We start from the raw sequence: 16,628 nt of genomic DNA, 5'->3' as shown, positions 1-16,628 counted from the left end.
GGGTTGGACACACGACGGGCGCATGACGGGCACATGCGGACGGGCACGCTGCAAAACCCGTCGCGCCGCGAACACGCCTTCGTCATGAGACAGAAAACCAACCGTCCGACCAATCGATTCGAACACAGTTCCTGCACGCTCGACACCTGGCCGAACGGCTAGCTTTGTCGTGCATCGGAATCGCGGTACGCTGCTCCAGCAGCAATTGCGCTGTTGCGTTACGCTATGCGACCGCGTGCCGGAGGGCGCGCGAGAACCACGAATTCGAGGACCACCCATGACCATCTCGATGTATCAGGCATCCATTCCCGTGCTGATTCGCGGCCTCACGAACCTGCAGGCGATTCTCGGCAAGGGCCAGGCGCACGCGGCGGAAAAACAGATCGATCCGTCCGTGCTCACTGGCGCGCGGCTCTTCCCGGACATGCTCCCGCTGGCCCGTCAGGTGTACATCGCGACGGACACCGCGAAGGGTTGCGCGGCACGTCTCGCAGGCGTCGAAGCGCCGAAGTACGAAGACGTGGAGCTCGCGTTCGACGAACTGCACGCTCGCATTCAGAAAACGATCGATTATCTGAAGGAGTTCAACGCCGCGCAGATCGACGGTTCGGAAACGCGCGAAGTGACGCTAAAAATGCGCAGTGGCCCGGTCGAGTTCACCGGGTTGTCTTATCTGCTTGGCTTCGCAATGCCGAATTTCTATTTCCACATCACGACGGCATACGACATTCTGCGTCACAACGGCGTCGAGCTAGGCAAGCTCGATTACCTCGGCAAGCCGAACAGCTAACGCAGACTCTTACCGCTGTTGGAAGCGCGAACCGGCTTGCCGCCCGTTTGCGCTCACATCATGAAGAGGCAGCGAACCGTGGCATTGAATGGGTAGCCGTCGAGGGGACGCGTGAAGCGGGTCGCGAAACGAGGCCGTCAAACGAGCCCTCCGACGGGACATCAAACCCGCGGCTGGAACGCGATGATCCCCATGCCCGCCAGCGTGAGCGCCGCGCCCGCAAGATCCCACGCGCTCGGGCGCACGTGATCGACGCCCCAGAGCCAGAGGATCGCGACGGCCACGTAGACGCCACCATATGCCGCGTAGACGCGGCCGGCAGCCGTGCCGTGAAACGTCAGCAGCCACGCGAACAGCGCGAGGCTCAACGCGCCAGGCACCAGCAGCCACGCGGGGCCGCCCTCCTTGAGCCAGCGCCAGGGCAGATAGCAGCCGACGATCTCGGCGATCGCGGTCACGACATAGAGCAACAGGGTCTTCATCGGCAGGTGTCGGAGTAATCGGTCGATACGTACGCAACGGCGTCGGCAAGGACTTCGGCCCCGCCGTCTATCGCTCTTATTAACACAATCACTTTGCCCGTGCCCGGAGCGCCGTGCGACAGTCGTCGCTCCCCGCCCTTTCCACGATCACGAGCAAGCCAGCATGAGTGTCAAATCGCCCTGTATCGACGTCTGCAAGTTCGACAGCAAGACCGGCTATTGCGTCGGCTGTCTGCGCACCCGCGAAGAGTGCAAAGGGTGGAAGAAGATGAAGGACAAGCATCGCCGCAAGGTCATCGACCAGAAGTCGGAGCGTGCGGCGATGATTCGCAAGTAGGCGGAAGCCACGCAGAGCGCGAGCCGCTCAGTCGAGCGATAGCCGCACCGCGAAGCCGATCAGCGCCGCCGAGAACGTCCAGCGCTGCAGCGTCTGCGCAAGCGGATGCGAGCGCACCCAGCCGGAGATGCGCGCGGCGCCGACGGCATAGGCGGCATCGAAGCACGCGCCGATCGCCACCAGCACGACACCCAGCTCGATCACCTGCCACGCGACGCGCCCTGCCTCAGGACGCACGAATTGCGGCAGCAGCACCGAGCAGAACAGAAGCGCCTTCGGATTCAGCAGGTTCGTCAGCAGGCCCTTGACGAACGCCGATCGCAGCGGACGGCTTCCGCCCGGCTGCGCGCCATCCGTCGGCATCGCGAACACGGGCGAGCGGAAGATCTGCACGGCCACCCACGCCAGATAGATCGCGCCGCCATAGCGCACGACTTCGTACAGCCACGGCGCGTTGCGCAGCAGCGCGGCGACGCCGCACGCGGACAGCGTCACGTGCGTCGCGCGTGAAATGCCGAGGCCGGCGGCGGCCGCGAAACCGTTGCGCGCGCCGCGGCCGATGCTCGTCTGAAGCACGAGCGCCATGTCCGGGCCGGACAGCGCGAAGACCACGACAAGTGCGGCCACATACATGATCAGAAGATGAGCGGAAACCATGACGACCTCACGTTTAGAGGCATTCATGATGCCTTCGCCCCGCTAGCGAATGCTGGCGATTTTCAGTCTGACAACCCCCCATGATTAGTGGAATGCCCTAAGATTCTAAAATGTTCAACGGCATTCCACCCAACATGAACGACCTCGACAAAACAGACCTCGCAATCCTCGCGGCCTTGCAATCGGATGGCCGGATGTCGAACGCGAAGCTCGCCGAAACGGTCGGGCTCAGCGAAACGCCGTGCGCGCGGCGGCTCAAGCGGCTCGAAAACGACGGCATTATCGAGCGCTATCGCGCGGTGCTGTCGCGACCGGCACTGGGGCTCGGCGTTGTCTCCTTCGTATATGTGCGCTTCGCCGTGCACGATCGCGCGACGGCAACGCGCTTCGAGCGCGAAATACTCGCGATCCCGCGCATCCTCTCGTGTCACAACGTGTCGGGCAGCGCGGACTATATCCTGCAGGTGGTCGCGCGCGACCTCGACGATTACGGCACGTTCATGCGCGACGAATTGCGCAGTTTGCCGGGCGTGACGTCGGTGGAATCGTCGCTGTCGTTACGCGAGGTAAAGGCCAACGGTGGCTTGCCGCTTCTCTGACGACGACGCATCGCAAGACGCGGCCGAGGCGAAACGCGCGGCGACGCGTCGCGAACTCGTGGCATAGTGGGCGCCTCGCCATCGAGGCACACACCGAATCACGGAGCATGAGCATGGATCACGAAGCGGCGCGAGCCGAAGAAACCCGCGCGATGGAGCGCGTCCTGAACGCGACGAAACAGGTGCAAACCGCGTTCGCCGCGTTGCAATCGCAGTTCCCTCCGTCCGGCAGCGGCCATCCGTCACAGATGGCGCTTCAGACCTTCGACGCCGCGCTACAGGAACTCGAAGATGCGCAATCCGAGTTCGATGCGCTGCTCAACGATCTGCTTGACGGCAATCGTTAAACGGTCTTCGCGCCGGACGTTGATAGCGTTGGGCGCTTTTCGCGGGCGAAGCGCGTAACGCTCACCGAGCGCTCGCCGCGGGGAACGCGGGGTTCCAAAGCGACTGACCGTTAGTTGCGAGCAATTATCATCACAATGAATAACCTCAGATTCACCAAATAAACTTCAGGAATACGCGACCCGCCGCTATGCTGGCCTCATCTTCTGCAAGGCGAAGCAAGCGATGGCGGAACTCTATCTGGTACGGCATGGCCAGGCGTCGCTGGGCGCGGACGACTACGACCGGCTCTCGGCGACTGGCGAACAGCAAGGCATCTGGCTAGGCGAATACTTCGCGCAGCGCGACATCGGGTTCGACCGCGTGATGTCGGGCACGCTGCGACGGCACGCGCAAACCGTCGACGCGATCTGGCGCGGCCTGGGCGCGCCGTCCGTCGAATGCGAAGTCCATCAGGGCCTCGACGAATACGACTTCCACGCGCTCTTTCGCGCGCTCGGCGACCAGCACGCCGATCTCGCCCAACGCGCAACCCGAAGTTCGCGCGATTTCTTCAAGGTGCTGCGGCAAGTGCTGCATCTGTGGGCGGAAGGCGCGCTCGATGGCTGCGCGCCCGAAACGTGGAGCGCGTTCCAGCAACGCGTCGCCGATGCGCGCGCCGCGATCCAGCACGGCGGCGGACGGCGCGTGCTGGTCGTCAGCTCGGGCGGCGTGATCGCCGCGCTGACGCAGCAGATCCTGCACGCGCCCGCCGCGACGGCCATCGCGCTCAATATGCAGATCCGCAATAGCAGCGTCAGCCATTACTTCTTCAATCGCGACACGCTGCAGCTGTCGAGCTTCAACGGCATCGGCCATCTCGACGATCCGCAGCGCCGCGCTTTTCAAACCTACGGTTAGCCTAAGGTCTGTTTACATATGAAACGTGCATGCGTTGCCCCGTAAAGGGCCGCTCGCAAGGATTGCGACGCAGCGAATACTGGACGTATTCGCAAGGAGCGTGACGCCGCGAGCGGCCCTTTACAGGGCAACCCCTGACTTATTGATTTTGTTATTGGCGAACACCCGAAACCGGCCGCAGGGCAAGGAGCAAGGAGCGCTGTTTGGCCGAGCCAAACAAGCGACGCGCGACGCCGCCATGCGGCCGGTTTCGGGTGTTCGCATGCACGTTTCATATGTAAACAGACCTTAGCAACGCACCGAACGACATGACTCGCGATCGACACGACACCACGCTCGATATCGAGCGCCTTACGCACTATCTGAAGCAGCACATCGCGGACTTTCGCGACCCCGTGAGCGCGACGAAATTCGCGGGCGGCCAGTCCAACCCGACCTGGCTCATCGAAGCGCAAGGCGAGCGCTATGTGCTGCGCCGCCAGCCGCCCGGACAACTGCTCAAGTCGGCGCATGCCGTCGACCGCGAATATCGCGTGCTGCGCGCGCTCGCCGACACGCCCGTGCCCGTCGCGCGCGCGTTGCATCTGTGCGAGGACCGTGACGTGATCGGCAGCATGTTCTATCTGATGAGCTACGAGGAAGGCCGCATCTTCTGGAACCCCGCGCTGTCCGAAGTCGACCGCGACGCGCGGCGCGGCTACTACGCGGCTATCGTGCAGACGCTCGCGGCGCTGCACGACGTCGATCCGCAAGCAGTCGGCCTCACCGATTACGGACGCGCCGGCAACTACTTCGAGCGTCAGATCGGCGTATGGACCAAGCAATATCGCGCCGCCGAAACGGAACGCATCGCGGCGATGGAAGCGCTGATCGACTGGCTGCCCGCGCACTGTCCCGCGCAGGCCCATGACAAACCCGACATGCAGCGCCCTTCCCTCGTTCACGGCGACTTCCGCATCGACAACCTGATCTTCGCGAACGACGCACCGCGCGTGCGCGCGATTCTCGACTGGGAACTGTCGACGCTCGGCCATCCCCTCGCCGATCTCGCGTACTTCTGCATGTGCCTGCGCCTGCCGTCGGATGGCCATATTCCGGGGCTGCGCGGCCAGGACCGCGCGGCGCTCGGCGTGCCCGAAGAGGAAGAGATCGTCGCGCAATACTGCGCGCTGCGCGGCCTGCCCGCGATCGACAACTGGCCTTTCTTTCTCGCGTTCAGCTTCTTCCGGCTCGCTTCGATTGCACAGGGCGTGAAGGCGCGCGCGCTGCAAGGCAATGCGTCGAGTGCGCAGGCACACGTCGTCGGCGCGATGGTCGAGCCGCTCGCGCAACTCGGCGCCGAGCTGATCGCCTAGCCGTTCATCGCATTCATCCCGTTCATCGACAAAGACACGAAGGAGACACCTTTGAGCACGAACCTTTTTGACCTTACGGGCCGCATCGCGCTCGTCACGGGCGCAAGCCGCGGCATCGGCGAAGCGGTCGCGAAACTGCTCGCCGAACAGGGCGCGCATGTGATCGTATCGAGCCGCAAGATCGAAGACTGCGAGCAGGTGGCGGCGGGCATACGCGATGCAGGCGGCCGCGCCGAAGCGCTCGCGTGTCACGTCGGCCGCATGGAGGACATCGCCGCGACGTTCGCGTATATCCGCGAAAAACATGGGCGGCTCGACATTCTCGTGAACAACGCGGCGGCCAATCCGTACTTCGGGCATATCCTCGACACGGACCTCGCCGCGTACAACAAGACTGTCGAAGTGAACGTGCGCGGGTACTTCTTCATGTCGGTGGAAGCGGGCAAGCTGATGAAGGAGCAAGGACGCGGCGCGATCGTCAACACGGCGTCCGTCAACGCGTTGCAGCCCGGCGACATGCAAGGCATCTACTCGATCACGAAGGCGGCCGTCGTCAACATGACGAGAGCGTTCGCGAAGGAATGCGGGCCGCTCGGCATCCGCGTGAACGCGCTGCTGCCCGGTCTCACGAAAACGAAGTTCGCGGGCGCGCTGTTCGAGAACAAGGACATCTACGACCACTGGATCAACAACATCCCGTTGCGCCGCCACGGCGAGCCGCAAGAAATGGCGGGCACGGTGCTGTATCTCGTGACCGACGCGGCGAGCTATACGAACGGCGAATGCATCGTCGTCGACGGCGGCCTGACGATCTAGCCCATGCAAGGGACACGCAAAGGACACTCAAAGGACACACATCATGAATTTCGGCTACAGCCCCAAGGTTGAAGACTTGCGCCGCCGCGTGCGCGCTTTCATGGACGAGCACATCGTGCCGCGCCAGCGTCAATGGCTCGACGAGGTGCACGCGGGCCGCTATCCCGTCTCGTTCATCGAAGAGCTGAAGGCAAGGGCGAAAGCCGAAGGCCTGTGGAATCTGTTCCTGCCGCATCTGAAGGACGACGAGCCCGGCACGCGCCTGACGAACCTCGAATACGCGCCGCTTGCGGAGATCATGGGGCGCATTTCGTGGGCATCCGAGGTCTTCAACTGCAATGCGCCCGACACCGGCAACATGGAGTTGCTGCATATGTTCGCGACGCCCGCGCAACGCGAGCAGTGGCTCGTGCCGTTGCTCGAAGGCACGATCCGCTCGGCGTTCGCGATGACGGAGCCGGACGTGCCTTCGTCGGACGCGACGAACATCACGACATCGATCCGCCGCGACGGCGACGACTACGTGATCAACGGACGCAAGTGGTTCATCACGAACGCCGCTCACCCGAACTGCAAGATCTTCATCGTGATGGGTAAGACCGATCCGGATGCGGAGAGCCATCGGCAGCAAAGCATGATTCTCGTGCCCGCCGACACGCCGGGCCTGAAGGTCGTGCGCAACATCCCCGTGCTGAACCATATCTCGCCGGAAGGACATTGCGAGGTCACGTTCACGAACGTGCGCGTCCCCGCATCGAATCTGCTCGGCGAAGAAGGCGGCGGCTTCGCGCTCGCGCAGGCGCGGCTCGGGCCGGGGCGCATTCATCACTGCATGCGCTCGATCGGCGCGGCGGAACTCGCGCTCGAACTGATGATCGAGCGCGCGCAGGAACGCAAGACGTTCGGCAAGTATCTGCATCAGCACGGCACGGTCGGCGAGTGGATCGCGAAGTCGCGCATCGAAATCGACCAGGCGCGGCTGCTCGTGCTGAAGACCGCGTGGCTCATCGACGAAGTAGGTGCGAAGGCGGCGCGCAAGGAGATCTCGATGATCAAGGCGCTGATTCCGCAGCTGCATACAACTGTTTGCGACCGCGCGATGCAGGTGTTCGGCGCGATGGGCGTGAGCCCCGATACGCCGCTCGCCGATCACTGGACCTGGGGCCGCGCGCTGCGTTACGCGGACGGTCCCGACGAAGTGCATCTGCAGGCGATCGCGCGCATGGAGATCAAGGCGAGCAAGGAGACCTTGGGCGCGTGCGCTGCGTATCTGAACGTGCCGCCGCGCGATTGATCGTTGCAGCACTGCGCGAGGACGCATCGCCTCGGCCCCGTCGCTTATGATGTCGGGCGAAAGGAGACTGTGCGATGCGTCCACCGAAGCTCGATCTGAACCTGTTCGTCGTATTCGAAGCGATCTACGACAAGCGCAACCTGACGCGCGCGGCGGAGATGCTGTTCATCACTCAGCCCGCCGTCAGCAATGCGCTCGCGCGAATGCGCAAGGCGTTCGACGATCCCCTCTTCGTCAGCACGCCGTCGGGCATGGTGCCGACGCCGTTGTCCGAAAACATCATCGGCCGCGTGCGCGAAGCGCTTCAATTGCTGGAGACGAGCGCGACGGAAGGCGACGTGTTCGTGCCCGCCGCATCGGAGCGCACGTTTCGCCTGAGCATGCCCGATCTGATGGAAGCGATCCTGCTGCCCGCGCTCGGCGAAGTCTTGCAGCAACAGGCGCCGGGCATGTGCATCGAAAGCTATTTCACGCCGCGCAGCGAAGTGGCCGCCGCGCTCGCGGCAGGCAAGATCGATTTCGCGATCGACGTGCCGCTCATCGACGATCCGCAACTGCATCAGACGCCGCTCGGCAGCGACCGCTACGCGTGCATGCTGCGCCACGATCATCCGTTTACGGGCGACACGCTGACGATGGACGACTACCTCGGGCTCGGCCACATCCAGGTATCGAGCCGCCGCCAGGGCAGCGGGCTCGTCGATGCCGAGCTGCACAAGCTCGGCAAGCGCCGGCAGTTGCAAATGCGCGTGCAGCACTACATGGTCGCGCCGCTGATCGCGCTGCGCACCGATCTCGCGCTCACCGCGCCCGTGCAACTGGTGCAGCGCTACGACGCACGCATTCTCGAACTGCCGTTTCCGCTTGCGAAGCTCGAATGGCACCTGTACTGGCATCGCAGTGGCGAGCAGGATCAGGCGAACCGCTGGGTGCGCGGCGAAGTGATCCGGCTGATGAACGAGATGCGCGAGCCACCGCGCGAATCACACGTCCCCGCGCGTTGAGCTTCAGATCGGGCCACGCTTCCTGTTCCGCAAATCGTTTTATCGTTGCCGCCACATATAGCGTGTGAGAACGCCTGAGTCGCAAGATGCGGCACAGTTTGTGCGAACCGGGATGACGCTGAAGAGCGACGAGTTGTTCGAGACTTGCCGGCAGCGTTGTGCGCCATTCTCATGTAGTCCGCATCGCACGCTATTGCGTCGTGCAGGGATCGACATCGCTGTCGGGAACTGTCTCCCGTTCTCCCGCTACGAAGAGAAGACACGAGGACATTGCATTGATGATTTCCTTTGACGACATCGAGCGCGTCGTGGATGCGCCGATGCACTCCTGGCCTGGCGGCGCCGTCGTGTCGATCATCGCGATGGCCATTGCGCTCGCGGTTCAACGTGTCGGCGCGCGTATCGTGACGCGCATTGCGCGACCCTATCCGCTCGCAACCATCGTGCTCGCGCATATCGACGTGCCGACGCGCGTGCTGCTGATGGTGCTGGCGCTCGAATTCGTGTTCTGGGAAGCGCCCGACGCGCTGCGCTACATCGTCCCGTTGCGCGATGTCGCGGCGTTCGCGCTGATCGCAACCGTTACATGGCTGGCCATGCGCCTCGCCGCGTCGATCGGCGAGGCGATCATCGAGGCGCATCCCCTCGACACGGCCGACAATCTGCAGGCACGCCGCATCCACACACAGGCGCGCGTGCTCGCGCGCTCGGTGATGGTGGTGATCGTGATCGTCGGCGTCGGCGGCGCGCTGATGATGTTCCCCGCCGTGCGACAGATCGGCGCGAGCCTGCTTGCGTCGGCGGGCGTCGCGGGACTGATCGCCGGTATCGCGGCACGGCCGGTGCTCGGCAATCTGATCGCGGGACTGCAGATCGCGCTCTCGCAGCCGATCCGGCACGACGATGTCGTTGTGATCGAGAACGAGTGGGGTCGCATCGAGGAAATCACGGGCACGTACGTGTCGGTGCGTCTGTGGGACATGCGGCGGCTGGTCGTGCCGCTCCAGTGGTTCATCGAGCATCCGTTCACCAACTGGACCCGCAGCAGCTCGCAGATCATCGGCACGGTGGTGCTATACGTCGATTACCACATGCCGCTCGCGCCGCTGCGCGAAGAACTGGGACGGCTGCTGAAGGACGCACCCGAATGGGACGGCAGCGTTCAGGTGCTGCAAGCGACGGATGCGACCGAGCGCGCGTTGCAATTGCGCGTGCTGGTCAGCTCGATGGATTCAGGACTCAACTGGGACTTGCGCTGCCGTGTACGCGAAGGACTGCTCTGCTTCATCCTGAATCACTATCCGCAGTACCTGCCGCATGCGCGCGCTGAAGTGACGGCCGAACTGGAGCGCAGCAGCGCGTTGCCTCCCGTGCCTCAGCCGCCTGCCCACGACGAGCCGGTCGCATCGAGCACGGCGGCGGACACGCCAGCCGATCCCGTCGCGGCCGCCGGCGGTGCGCGAGACCGGCGCGGCAGTCATGGGAACGGTCAGCGCCACATGGAGCGGCGCATGCCGCCGGGTATCGACGGCGTGCATCGCGGACGTGCGCGCGCATCGCCCGCGCACTAGGCGCGCGAGAGACTGCATCGACGGGCAGCGCTTCTCGCACGCCCGGAGAATTGCAGGGCTCGCGGCGCCCAGCATGCATCGCTACCGGCCGCCGCGAGCTAACTGCACATCACTTGTAGAGAACAGCCGCGATCTTCGGATCGTCGATGTTGCTCTTGTCGTACCAGTAGAAGCCCGTGTCGATGCGCTTGGGCAGCTTCTTGCCCTGAAGCGCCTCGACTGCCGCCTGGACCGTGTCGTAGCCGATGCCGATCGGATTCTGCGTGACGGCCCCCGCCTCGTCGCCGCTGCGGATCGCGTCGAGTTGCTTCTCGCCCGAATCGAAGCCGACCAGCACGATCTTGCCGTTCACCTTCATTTCGCGGGCACCGTTGACGACGCCGATCGCCGATCCTTCGTTCGTGCCGAAGATGCCCTTCAGATGCGGATGCGCGGTGATGATCGACTTCGTGATGTCCGTCGATTTCAGCTGATCACCGCCGCCGTACTGGACCGTGACGACCTTGATCTTCGGATACTTCGCCTTGATGCGCTCGACGAAGCCATCGCGACGGTCAATGCCCGTTCGACTCGTCTGGTCGTGAGCCACGACGGCGACTTCGCCCTCGTTGCCGATCAGCGCGGCCATCTTGTCCGCCGCGACGGCCGCTGCCGCCTTGTTGTCGGTTGCTGCCGTCGAAAGCGGAATGTCGCTGTCGACACCCGAATCGAATCCGATCACGGGAATCTTCGCCGCCTGCGCTTTTTTCAGCAGCGGCGTCGCGGCCTGGCTGTCGAGCGCGGCGAGACCGATCGCGGCCGGCTTGCGCGCGAGCGTGGCCGACAGGATGTCGATCTGCTTGTCGACCATCGCCTCCGTCTCGGGGCCCTCGAACGTCACCTTCACGTGAAAGTCCTGTCCCGCTTTCTCCGCGCCTTTCTTCACGGCTTGCCAGTACTGGTGCTGAAATCCCTTCGACACCAGCGCGACATACGGAACGTCGGCCCATGCGCCCGTGGAAAATCCCAACGCCAGGCTCAGTCCGAGCGCCGCGCCGATCAGTTTCGGTTTGATCATCTACAAGTCTCCTCTATGGTTGAAAGTACGGCACGCGACGATGCGCGCGCCGTCACCCGGTGCGAACGCGACGTAGGCGATACGTTGCGCCCGGCTTGACTCGCGGCTCGCCCGCCAGCGCATCGCGCAGCGGGCCGGCCTCACGTTCTTGCCACTGCTGCTCTTGCCACTGCTGTTACCGCTGCTTCTTCCGGCGCAACATGTCGAGATACACGGCGGAGATGATGATCACGCCCGTCACGACGATCTGCCACTCCTGATCGACCGACATCACGCGCAGGCCGTTGACGAGCACGCTCATGATGAACGCGCCGATCATCGTGCCCGTGATCGTCCCCACGCCGCCCGACAGCGACGTGCCGCCAATCACGACAGCCGCGATCGCATCGAGCTCGTACCCCTGGCCGAGAGCGGGTTGAGCCGAATTGAGACGCGACGACATCACGAGCGCGGCAATGCCGCAGATCGCGCCGCCCATCGTATAGACGGCGACCTTCCATCCGTCGACGTTGACGCCCGAAAGCCGCACGGCCTCTTCATTGCTGCCCAGCGCGAACGTATAGCGCCCGAAGAGCGTCTTGTTGAGCGCGACGGCGGCGAAGATCGCGAGACCGAAAAGGATCAGCACCGAGTTCGGAATCGGCAGCGCGGGAATGAAATTGCCGATCAGCGAATCCTGCGAAATGCTCGTGAATCCCGGCGTGTCGTTGAAGTAGATGGGCCGCGTTCCCGAGATGACGAGCGCGAGGCCTTTCATCAGCATCATCATGCCGAGCGTGGCGATGAACGGCGGGATGCGCAGCTTTGCGACCAGAACGCCCGACACGGCTCCGCTCAACGCGCCGAAGCAGATCGCAGCCAGAATCCCGACATAGAGCGGCATGCCCCAGTTGGTCAGCACGACGCCTGTCATGACCGAGCAGAACGCCATCAACGTGCCGACCGACAGATCGATGCCGCCCGTGATGATGACGAATGTCGACGCAATGGCGAGCACGCCGTTGACAGCGGTGGCCTGCAGGATGCTGACGAGGTTGTCGACTTGCAGGAACTGCGGCGACGCAACGCCGAAGAAGATGATGAGCACAACGAGGCTCGCGAACGCGAGGAGCTTCTGGCGCGCACCTGAATGAAACAGCTTTGCGGCGACATTCGAGGCGTTGCGCTCGCGCGCAAGGGGCATAGCCTGCTCGGCCGACGGGACGGGGTTAGGTGTGTTGGTCATGGTCATCCTCGTGAATTCATTCGGTAACGACAGGTTCGCGCTGCGTCGCGAGCTGCATGATTTTTTCCTGCGTGGCCTCGCCGGCCGCGAGTTCGCCCGTGATGCGGCCTTCGCACATGATCAGCACGCGGTGACTCATGCGAAGAATCTCGGGCAGCTCCGACGAGATCATCACGATGGCCTTGCCGTCCGCCGCGAGCGCATCGATCAGCTTGTAGATCTCCGTCTTCGCGCCGATGTCGATGCCGCGCGTCGGTTCGTCGAAAAAGAGAATGTCGCAGTCGCGCAGCAGCCACTTCGCGATCACGATCTTCTGCTGGTTGCCGCCCGACAGCAGGCGCACCTGCTGGTGCACGGACGGCGTCTTGATGCGCAACTGGCCGACGTATTGATCGGCGGTGCGCTGAATCGCGGAATCGTCGAGAAACATGCCGAGCGACGCGAACCGGCTCATGCTTGCAAGCGCGACGTTGGTCTTCACGTCCATGCCCGTCGCCAGCCCGAACTGCTTGCGGTCCTCCGACAGATATCCGATGCCTTGCCGCACGGCATCCTGTGTGGACCTGATCGATACCTTCTTGCCATGCACGCGGATCTCGCCGCGCTCGACGGGATCGGCGCCGAAGACGGCGCGCGCGACTTCCGTGCGGCCCGCGCCCATCAGGCCCGCGAGGCCGAGCACTTCGCCTTTGCGCAACGTAAAGCTGACGTCGCGGATCACGGAGCCGCGCGTCAGCCCCTTCACTTCGAGCGCTAGCTCGCCGTTCGCGCGCTGCACGGGACGCCGCGGCGAAGTGTCGAGCTGGCGGCCGACCATCATGCTGATGATCGTCTCCATCGGCGTCGACTCCGCCGGCACGGTGCCGACGTACTGGCCATCGCGCATGATCGTGATACGGCCGGCGATCTGCTTGAGCTCGTCCATCTTGTGCGAGATGTAGACGATGCCGACTCCGTTCGACTGAAGCTGTCGAATGATCCGGAACAGGTCGTCGATCTCGACGTTGTTCAGCGCGGCCGTCGGCTCGTCCATGATCAGCACGCGCGAATCGAAGGACAGCGCCTTGGCGATTTCCACCATTTGCTGCTTCGCGACGGTGAGCTGGGCGACGGGCGTACGCGGGTCGAGCTTCAGATGCATGCGCTCGAAAATCCCGGCGGCCTTGCGATTGAGCGCGCGTTCGTCGATGAAGATGCCGCGGCGCGGCTCGCGCCCGATGAAGATGTTCTGCGCGGCGCTCAAGTGGTTCATCAGGTTCAGCTCCTGATGAACGATGCCGATGCCGAGCGCCTGCGCCGAGCGCGGATCGGGAATCTCGACGGGTTGGCCGTCGATCAGGATTTCCCCTTCGTCCTTCTGATAAACGCCCGACAGTACCTTCATCAGCGTCGACTTGCCCGCGCCGTTCTCGCCCATCAACGCGTGCACTTCGCCCGGCAGCAACTCGAACTGGCAATTGTCGAGCGCCCGCACGCCAGGAAACGACTTGCTCAGATTGCGGATCGACACCAGCGCGCGACGAGGACGGCTGTCCTGTCGTGTTTCTGTCTCACTCATCTCTTCTCGTCCAGTTTTTGCGGCGTGCAGGTCTCGACGCCGAACGTTCCAGCGAAACGTTTAGTGAAACGTTTCGGCGAGAATGTAGATGGCCTTCTTGCCGATGTCAACACGGTCTTAGGCATGATCGGGTTAACCATATCCATCAATAAAACGAAACGTTTCGCTAAACGCTTTACCGAGCGATTCGAAAGCAGATATGATTCGTTGACGCCCCATAAAAAGGGCTGCGGTTCATGCAGCGTTCGCGCAAGATCGTCGCGCGCATGACGACAGCTGTTGCAACAGCGTGGCGACGTTTCCCCGTTCGACGACGGGCGGCGTCAGGTGCGGCAGCCCGCGATGGCGGGCATTCACTGATATCGGAAAACGACGTGGCATCAACGATGAAGGATGTAGCGCGCCTTGCGCAGGTCAGTCTCGCGACAGTCTCAGCAGTGCTGTCGGGCTCGTCCTATGTCAGTCCCGAGCTGACCACTCGCGTGAAGAAGGCTGTCGCCGCGCTCGGCTACGCGCCCAATACCGTGGCGAGCAGCCTCAAGAAAGGCGCGACCCGGATCATCGGGCTCGTCGTCCCCGACGTCACGAACCCGTTTTTCACGGAGCTCGTGCATTCGGTGCAAAAGCGCGCGCGCGAGCAGGGCTACGCGGTCCTGCTTTGCGACAGCGAACGCGATATCGAGCAGGAGCGCTCGTATCTGAAGATGCTTCGCGCGCATCTCGCCACGGGCACGATCATTTGCGCAGCCGGGCCCGACGCCTCATACAAGGACTTGCACAATGACGTCGGCATCATGCCGATCGTCACGGTCGATCACATCATCCGCGCCGACGACTACGACTCGGTCGTCCTCGACAACGTCGCGGCATCGCGGATGATCATGCAGCACATCATCAGCCTCGGCCACACGCGCGTCGCGATCATCGCGGGACAGCAGCACCTCGTGCCCGGCCGCGATCGCCTGGCCGGATTCGTCGAGGCATTGCGCGGCGCCGGTCTCGACGTGGTGCCCGAGTTCGTGCGGCACGGCGCGTTCAACGGAAACGATGCGTTCGACTGCGCGCACGCCCTCCTCGCGTTGCACGATCGGCCATCGGCGATCTTCGCGACCAACAACCAGATGCTGATCGGCGTGATGCGCGCGATCTCCGAGTCGGGCTTGTCCTGTCCGCGCGACGTGTCGGTTGCCGCAATCGACGACTTCCCCTGGGCCGCCGCATTCTCTCCCGCGCTGACAACCGTTCGCCAACCCGTCGACGCAATGGCCGAAGCCGCGTTCAATCTGCTGCTGGAGCGCATCAACGGGACGAGCGCCGCGCCCAAGCATCTCGTGTTCGCACCCGAGCTGGTGATCCGGCAGTCGTGCGTCGCGCCGCCTGTACCGGGCGGGCTTGCTCTTGCCGCACAGAAAGCGCCCGCGAAGCCCGCGGCGCGGCGATCAAAAGGCACAAGCAAGGCGCACCTCTCCGACGCATGAATCGGCATGAATCGGCGCACAGGCGCGGCGAGCGAGACCTATATCAACGTTGCGAGGCAATCCGTGAACAACAGGCAAGCCCTGATTCCGCCGGGACCGTTGGGTTTCGGCGCGGCCCCCTTGGGCAACCTCTTTGCGCGCGTCAGCGAAGAAGCGGCTGAAGAGACATTGAGCGCGGCATGGGAAGCCGGCATGCGCTATTTCGATACCGCGCCGTTCTACGGCATGGGTCTGTCCGAACAGCGCCTCGGCCGCGCGCTCGCGCACCGTGCGCGCGACGAATTCGTCGTCTCGACGAAAGTGGGCCGCCTGCTGATTCCCGATGCGTCCGTTCCCGAAGTCCAGCACGGCTATGTCGGCGCGCTGCCGTTTCGCGTCGAATTCGATTATTCGGCGCAAGGCGTGCTCCGCTCCATCGACGAGAGTCTCAAGCGTCTTTCACTCGATCGCATCGATATCGTCTATATCCACGACGTCGCCGAAGATGCGCATCGTGAGGACTGGCTGCGGCAATACCGTATCGCCGTCGAAGGCGCGATGCGGGCGCTGAGCGATCTGCGCGATCAGGGCGTGATCGGCGCATGGGGGCTCGGCGTCAACCGGGTCGAGCCGTGCATGATGACGTTGAACGACGCGGACCCTGACGTGTTTCTGATCGCCGGAAGATACACGCTGCTCGACACGTCGGCGCTCGATGCGCTGATCCCGGCTTGCGATGCTCGCGGCGTGCAGTTGGTCGCGGGCGGTCCGTTCAACTCGGGGCTGCTCGTGGGCGGCACGACGTTCGAATATGCCGAGGCGCCGGCGGAAATGCTCGAGAAGCGGCGCAGACTTCTCGCGCACTGCGAGCGCTTCGGCGTGGACCTGAAGGCGGCCGCGCTGCAGTTCACGGATGCGCCGCGAGCGGTCGCGTGCGTGATCGCGGGCGCGAGAAACGCGAGCGAGATCAGACAGAACTGCGCGGCAATGACCGAGCCGATTCCGGCGGCATTCTGGGCGGCATTGAAGGCCGATGGCCTGATTCCCGCCGATGCGCCGGAGCCCCTTGCTTCAGGCGGCGCGCTCCACGCGACGACACACGAGCCCGTTTAGTGGCGAGGGCTGCGGCACGCTCTTCACGTCCGCGAGGACGAACAGACGCCGCGCCCGCACTACGCCCG

Annotated in this window: 17 protein-coding genes; 12 read left to right on the top strand and 5 right to left on the bottom strand. The window is 63.7% G+C overall.

The features are described from left to right. The first annotated feature begins 277 nt into the window (after nucleotides 1–277). Nucleotides 278–790: a DUF1993 domain-containing protein gene (locus BN2476_RS21275; RefSeq protein ID WP_087736138.1), complete on the top strand. Its 513-nt coding sequence runs from the start codon at nucleotides 278–280 to the stop codon at nucleotides 788–790. Between the two features lie 161 nt (nucleotides 791–951). Here BN2476_RS21275 and BN2476_RS21270 read toward each other — a convergent pair whose 3' ends face one another. Continuing rightward, nucleotides 952–1,272 carry a YnfA family protein gene (locus BN2476_RS21270; RefSeq protein WP_087736137.1) on the bottom strand — a complete coding sequence of 107 codons (321 nt, stop codon included), beginning with the start codon at nucleotides 1,270–1,272 and terminating at the stop codon, nucleotides 952–954. Between the two features lie 163 nt (nucleotides 1,273–1,435). On the opposite strand from BN2476_RS21270, the gene BN2476_RS21265 reads away from it, so the two are divergent. Then, nucleotides 1,436–1,609: a DUF1289 domain-containing protein gene (locus BN2476_RS21265; RefSeq protein ID WP_087736136.1), complete on the top strand. Its 174-nt coding sequence runs from the start codon at nucleotides 1,436–1,438 to the stop codon at nucleotides 1,607–1,609. A gap of 27 nt (nucleotides 1,610–1,636) precedes the next feature. Here BN2476_RS21265 and BN2476_RS21260 read toward each other — a convergent pair whose 3' ends face one another. Next, nucleotides 1,637–2,266, bottom strand: a complete 630-nt coding sequence (locus tag BN2476_RS21260) for a LysE family translocator (RefSeq protein ID WP_087736135.1) — start codon at nucleotides 2,264–2,266, stop codon at nucleotides 1,637–1,639. Between the two features lie 134 nt (nucleotides 2,267–2,400). On the opposite strand from BN2476_RS21260, the gene BN2476_RS21255 reads away from it, so the two are divergent. The 8 genes from BN2476_RS21255 to BN2476_RS21220 all read left to right on the top strand — a co-directional run bounded on the left by BN2476_RS21255 (nucleotide 2,401) and on the right by BN2476_RS21220 (nucleotide 10,150). Then, entirely contained in the window at nucleotides 2,401–2,865 is a 465-nt protein-coding gene (locus tag BN2476_RS21255) for an Lrp/AsnC family transcriptional regulator (RefSeq protein WP_087736134.1), read from the top strand. A 113-nt stretch (nucleotides 2,866–2,978) separates the two neighbouring features. Beyond that, nucleotides 2,979–3,212, top strand: a complete 234-nt coding sequence (locus BN2476_RS21250; RefSeq protein WP_087736133.1) for a hypothetical protein — start codon at nucleotides 2,979–2,981, stop codon at nucleotides 3,210–3,212. 223 nt (nucleotides 3,213–3,435) lie between these two features. After that, entirely contained in the window at nucleotides 3,436–4,110 is a 675-nt protein-coding gene (locus tag BN2476_RS21245; protein WP_087736132.1) for a histidine phosphatase family protein, read from the top strand. 308 nt (nucleotides 4,111–4,418) lie between these two features. Further along, nucleotides 4,419–5,465, top strand: coding sequence for a phosphotransferase family protein (locus BN2476_RS21240; RefSeq protein ID WP_087736131.1), 1,047 nt, complete (start codon nucleotides 4,419–4,421; stop codon nucleotides 5,463–5,465). A gap of 51 nt (nucleotides 5,466–5,516) precedes the next feature. Further along, the gene (locus BN2476_RS21235; protein WP_087736130.1) at nucleotides 5,517–6,281 is read left to right on the top strand and encodes an SDR family oxidoreductase; all 765 of its coding nucleotides are present in this window, start codon (nucleotides 5,517–5,519) and stop codon (nucleotides 6,279–6,281) included. Between the two features lie 43 nt (nucleotides 6,282–6,324). Next, nucleotides 6,325–7,575 carry an acyl-CoA dehydrogenase family protein gene (locus tag BN2476_RS21230; protein ID WP_087736129.1) on the top strand — a complete coding sequence of 417 codons (1,251 nt, stop codon included), beginning with the start codon at nucleotides 6,325–6,327 and terminating at the stop codon, nucleotides 7,573–7,575. Nucleotides 7,576–7,649: 74 nt separating this feature from the next. After that, nucleotides 7,650–8,579 (top strand): LysR family transcriptional regulator, encoded by a 930-nt coding sequence (locus BN2476_RS21225; protein ID WP_087736128.1) that lies wholly within the window; start codon nucleotides 7,650–7,652, stop codon nucleotides 8,577–8,579. A 278-nt stretch (nucleotides 8,580–8,857) separates the two neighbouring features. Then, on the top strand, nucleotides 8,858–10,150 hold the full coding sequence (locus tag BN2476_RS21220; RefSeq protein ID WP_087736127.1) for a mechanosensitive ion channel family protein: 1,293 nt from the start codon (nucleotides 8,858–8,860) through the stop codon (nucleotides 10,148–10,150). A 109-nt stretch (nucleotides 10,151–10,259) separates the two neighbouring features. On the opposite strand, the gene BN2476_RS21215 is transcribed toward BN2476_RS21220, so the two are convergent. The 3 genes from BN2476_RS21215 to BN2476_RS21205 form a co-directional block, all read right to left on the bottom strand. Next, on the bottom strand, nucleotides 10,260–11,207 hold the full coding sequence (locus BN2476_RS21215) for an ABC transporter substrate-binding protein (protein ID WP_087736126.1): 948 nt from the start codon (nucleotides 11,205–11,207) through the stop codon (nucleotides 10,260–10,262). A 175-nt stretch (nucleotides 11,208–11,382) separates the two neighbouring features. Then, nucleotides 11,383–12,432, bottom strand: coding sequence for an ABC transporter permease (locus tag BN2476_RS21210; protein ID WP_087736125.1), 1,050 nt, complete (start codon nucleotides 12,430–12,432; stop codon nucleotides 11,383–11,385). A gap of 16 nt (nucleotides 12,433–12,448) precedes the next feature. Then, a complete protein-coding gene (locus tag BN2476_RS21205) occupies nucleotides 12,449–13,990 on the bottom strand; it encodes a sugar ABC transporter ATP-binding protein (protein ID WP_087736124.1) in 1,542 nt (513 codons plus the stop codon). 374 nt (nucleotides 13,991–14,364) lie between these two features. On the opposite strand from BN2476_RS21205, the gene BN2476_RS21200 reads away from it, so the two are divergent. Both BN2476_RS21200 and BN2476_RS21195 read left to right on the top strand, forming a co-directional pair. Further along, nucleotides 14,365–15,468, top strand: coding sequence for a LacI family DNA-binding transcriptional regulator (locus BN2476_RS21200; RefSeq protein ID WP_160111740.1), 1,104 nt, complete (start codon nucleotides 14,365–14,367; stop codon nucleotides 15,466–15,468). Between the two features lie 6 nt (nucleotides 15,469–15,474). After that, on the top strand, nucleotides 15,475–16,560 hold the full coding sequence (locus tag BN2476_RS21195) for an aldo/keto reductase (protein ID WP_087736122.1): 1,086 nt from the start codon (nucleotides 15,475–15,477) through the stop codon (nucleotides 16,558–16,560). The last annotated feature ends 68 nt before the right edge of the window (nucleotides 16,561–16,628 follow it).

This window comes from Paraburkholderia piptadeniae, from assembly GCF_900007165.1.
Lineage (GTDB): Bacteria > Pseudomonadota > Gammaproteobacteria > Burkholderiales > Burkholderiaceae > Paraburkholderia > Paraburkholderia piptadeniae.
The sequence above is the reverse complement of the archived record's forward strand: the minus strand, read 5'-3'. Positions and strand labels throughout refer to the sequence as shown.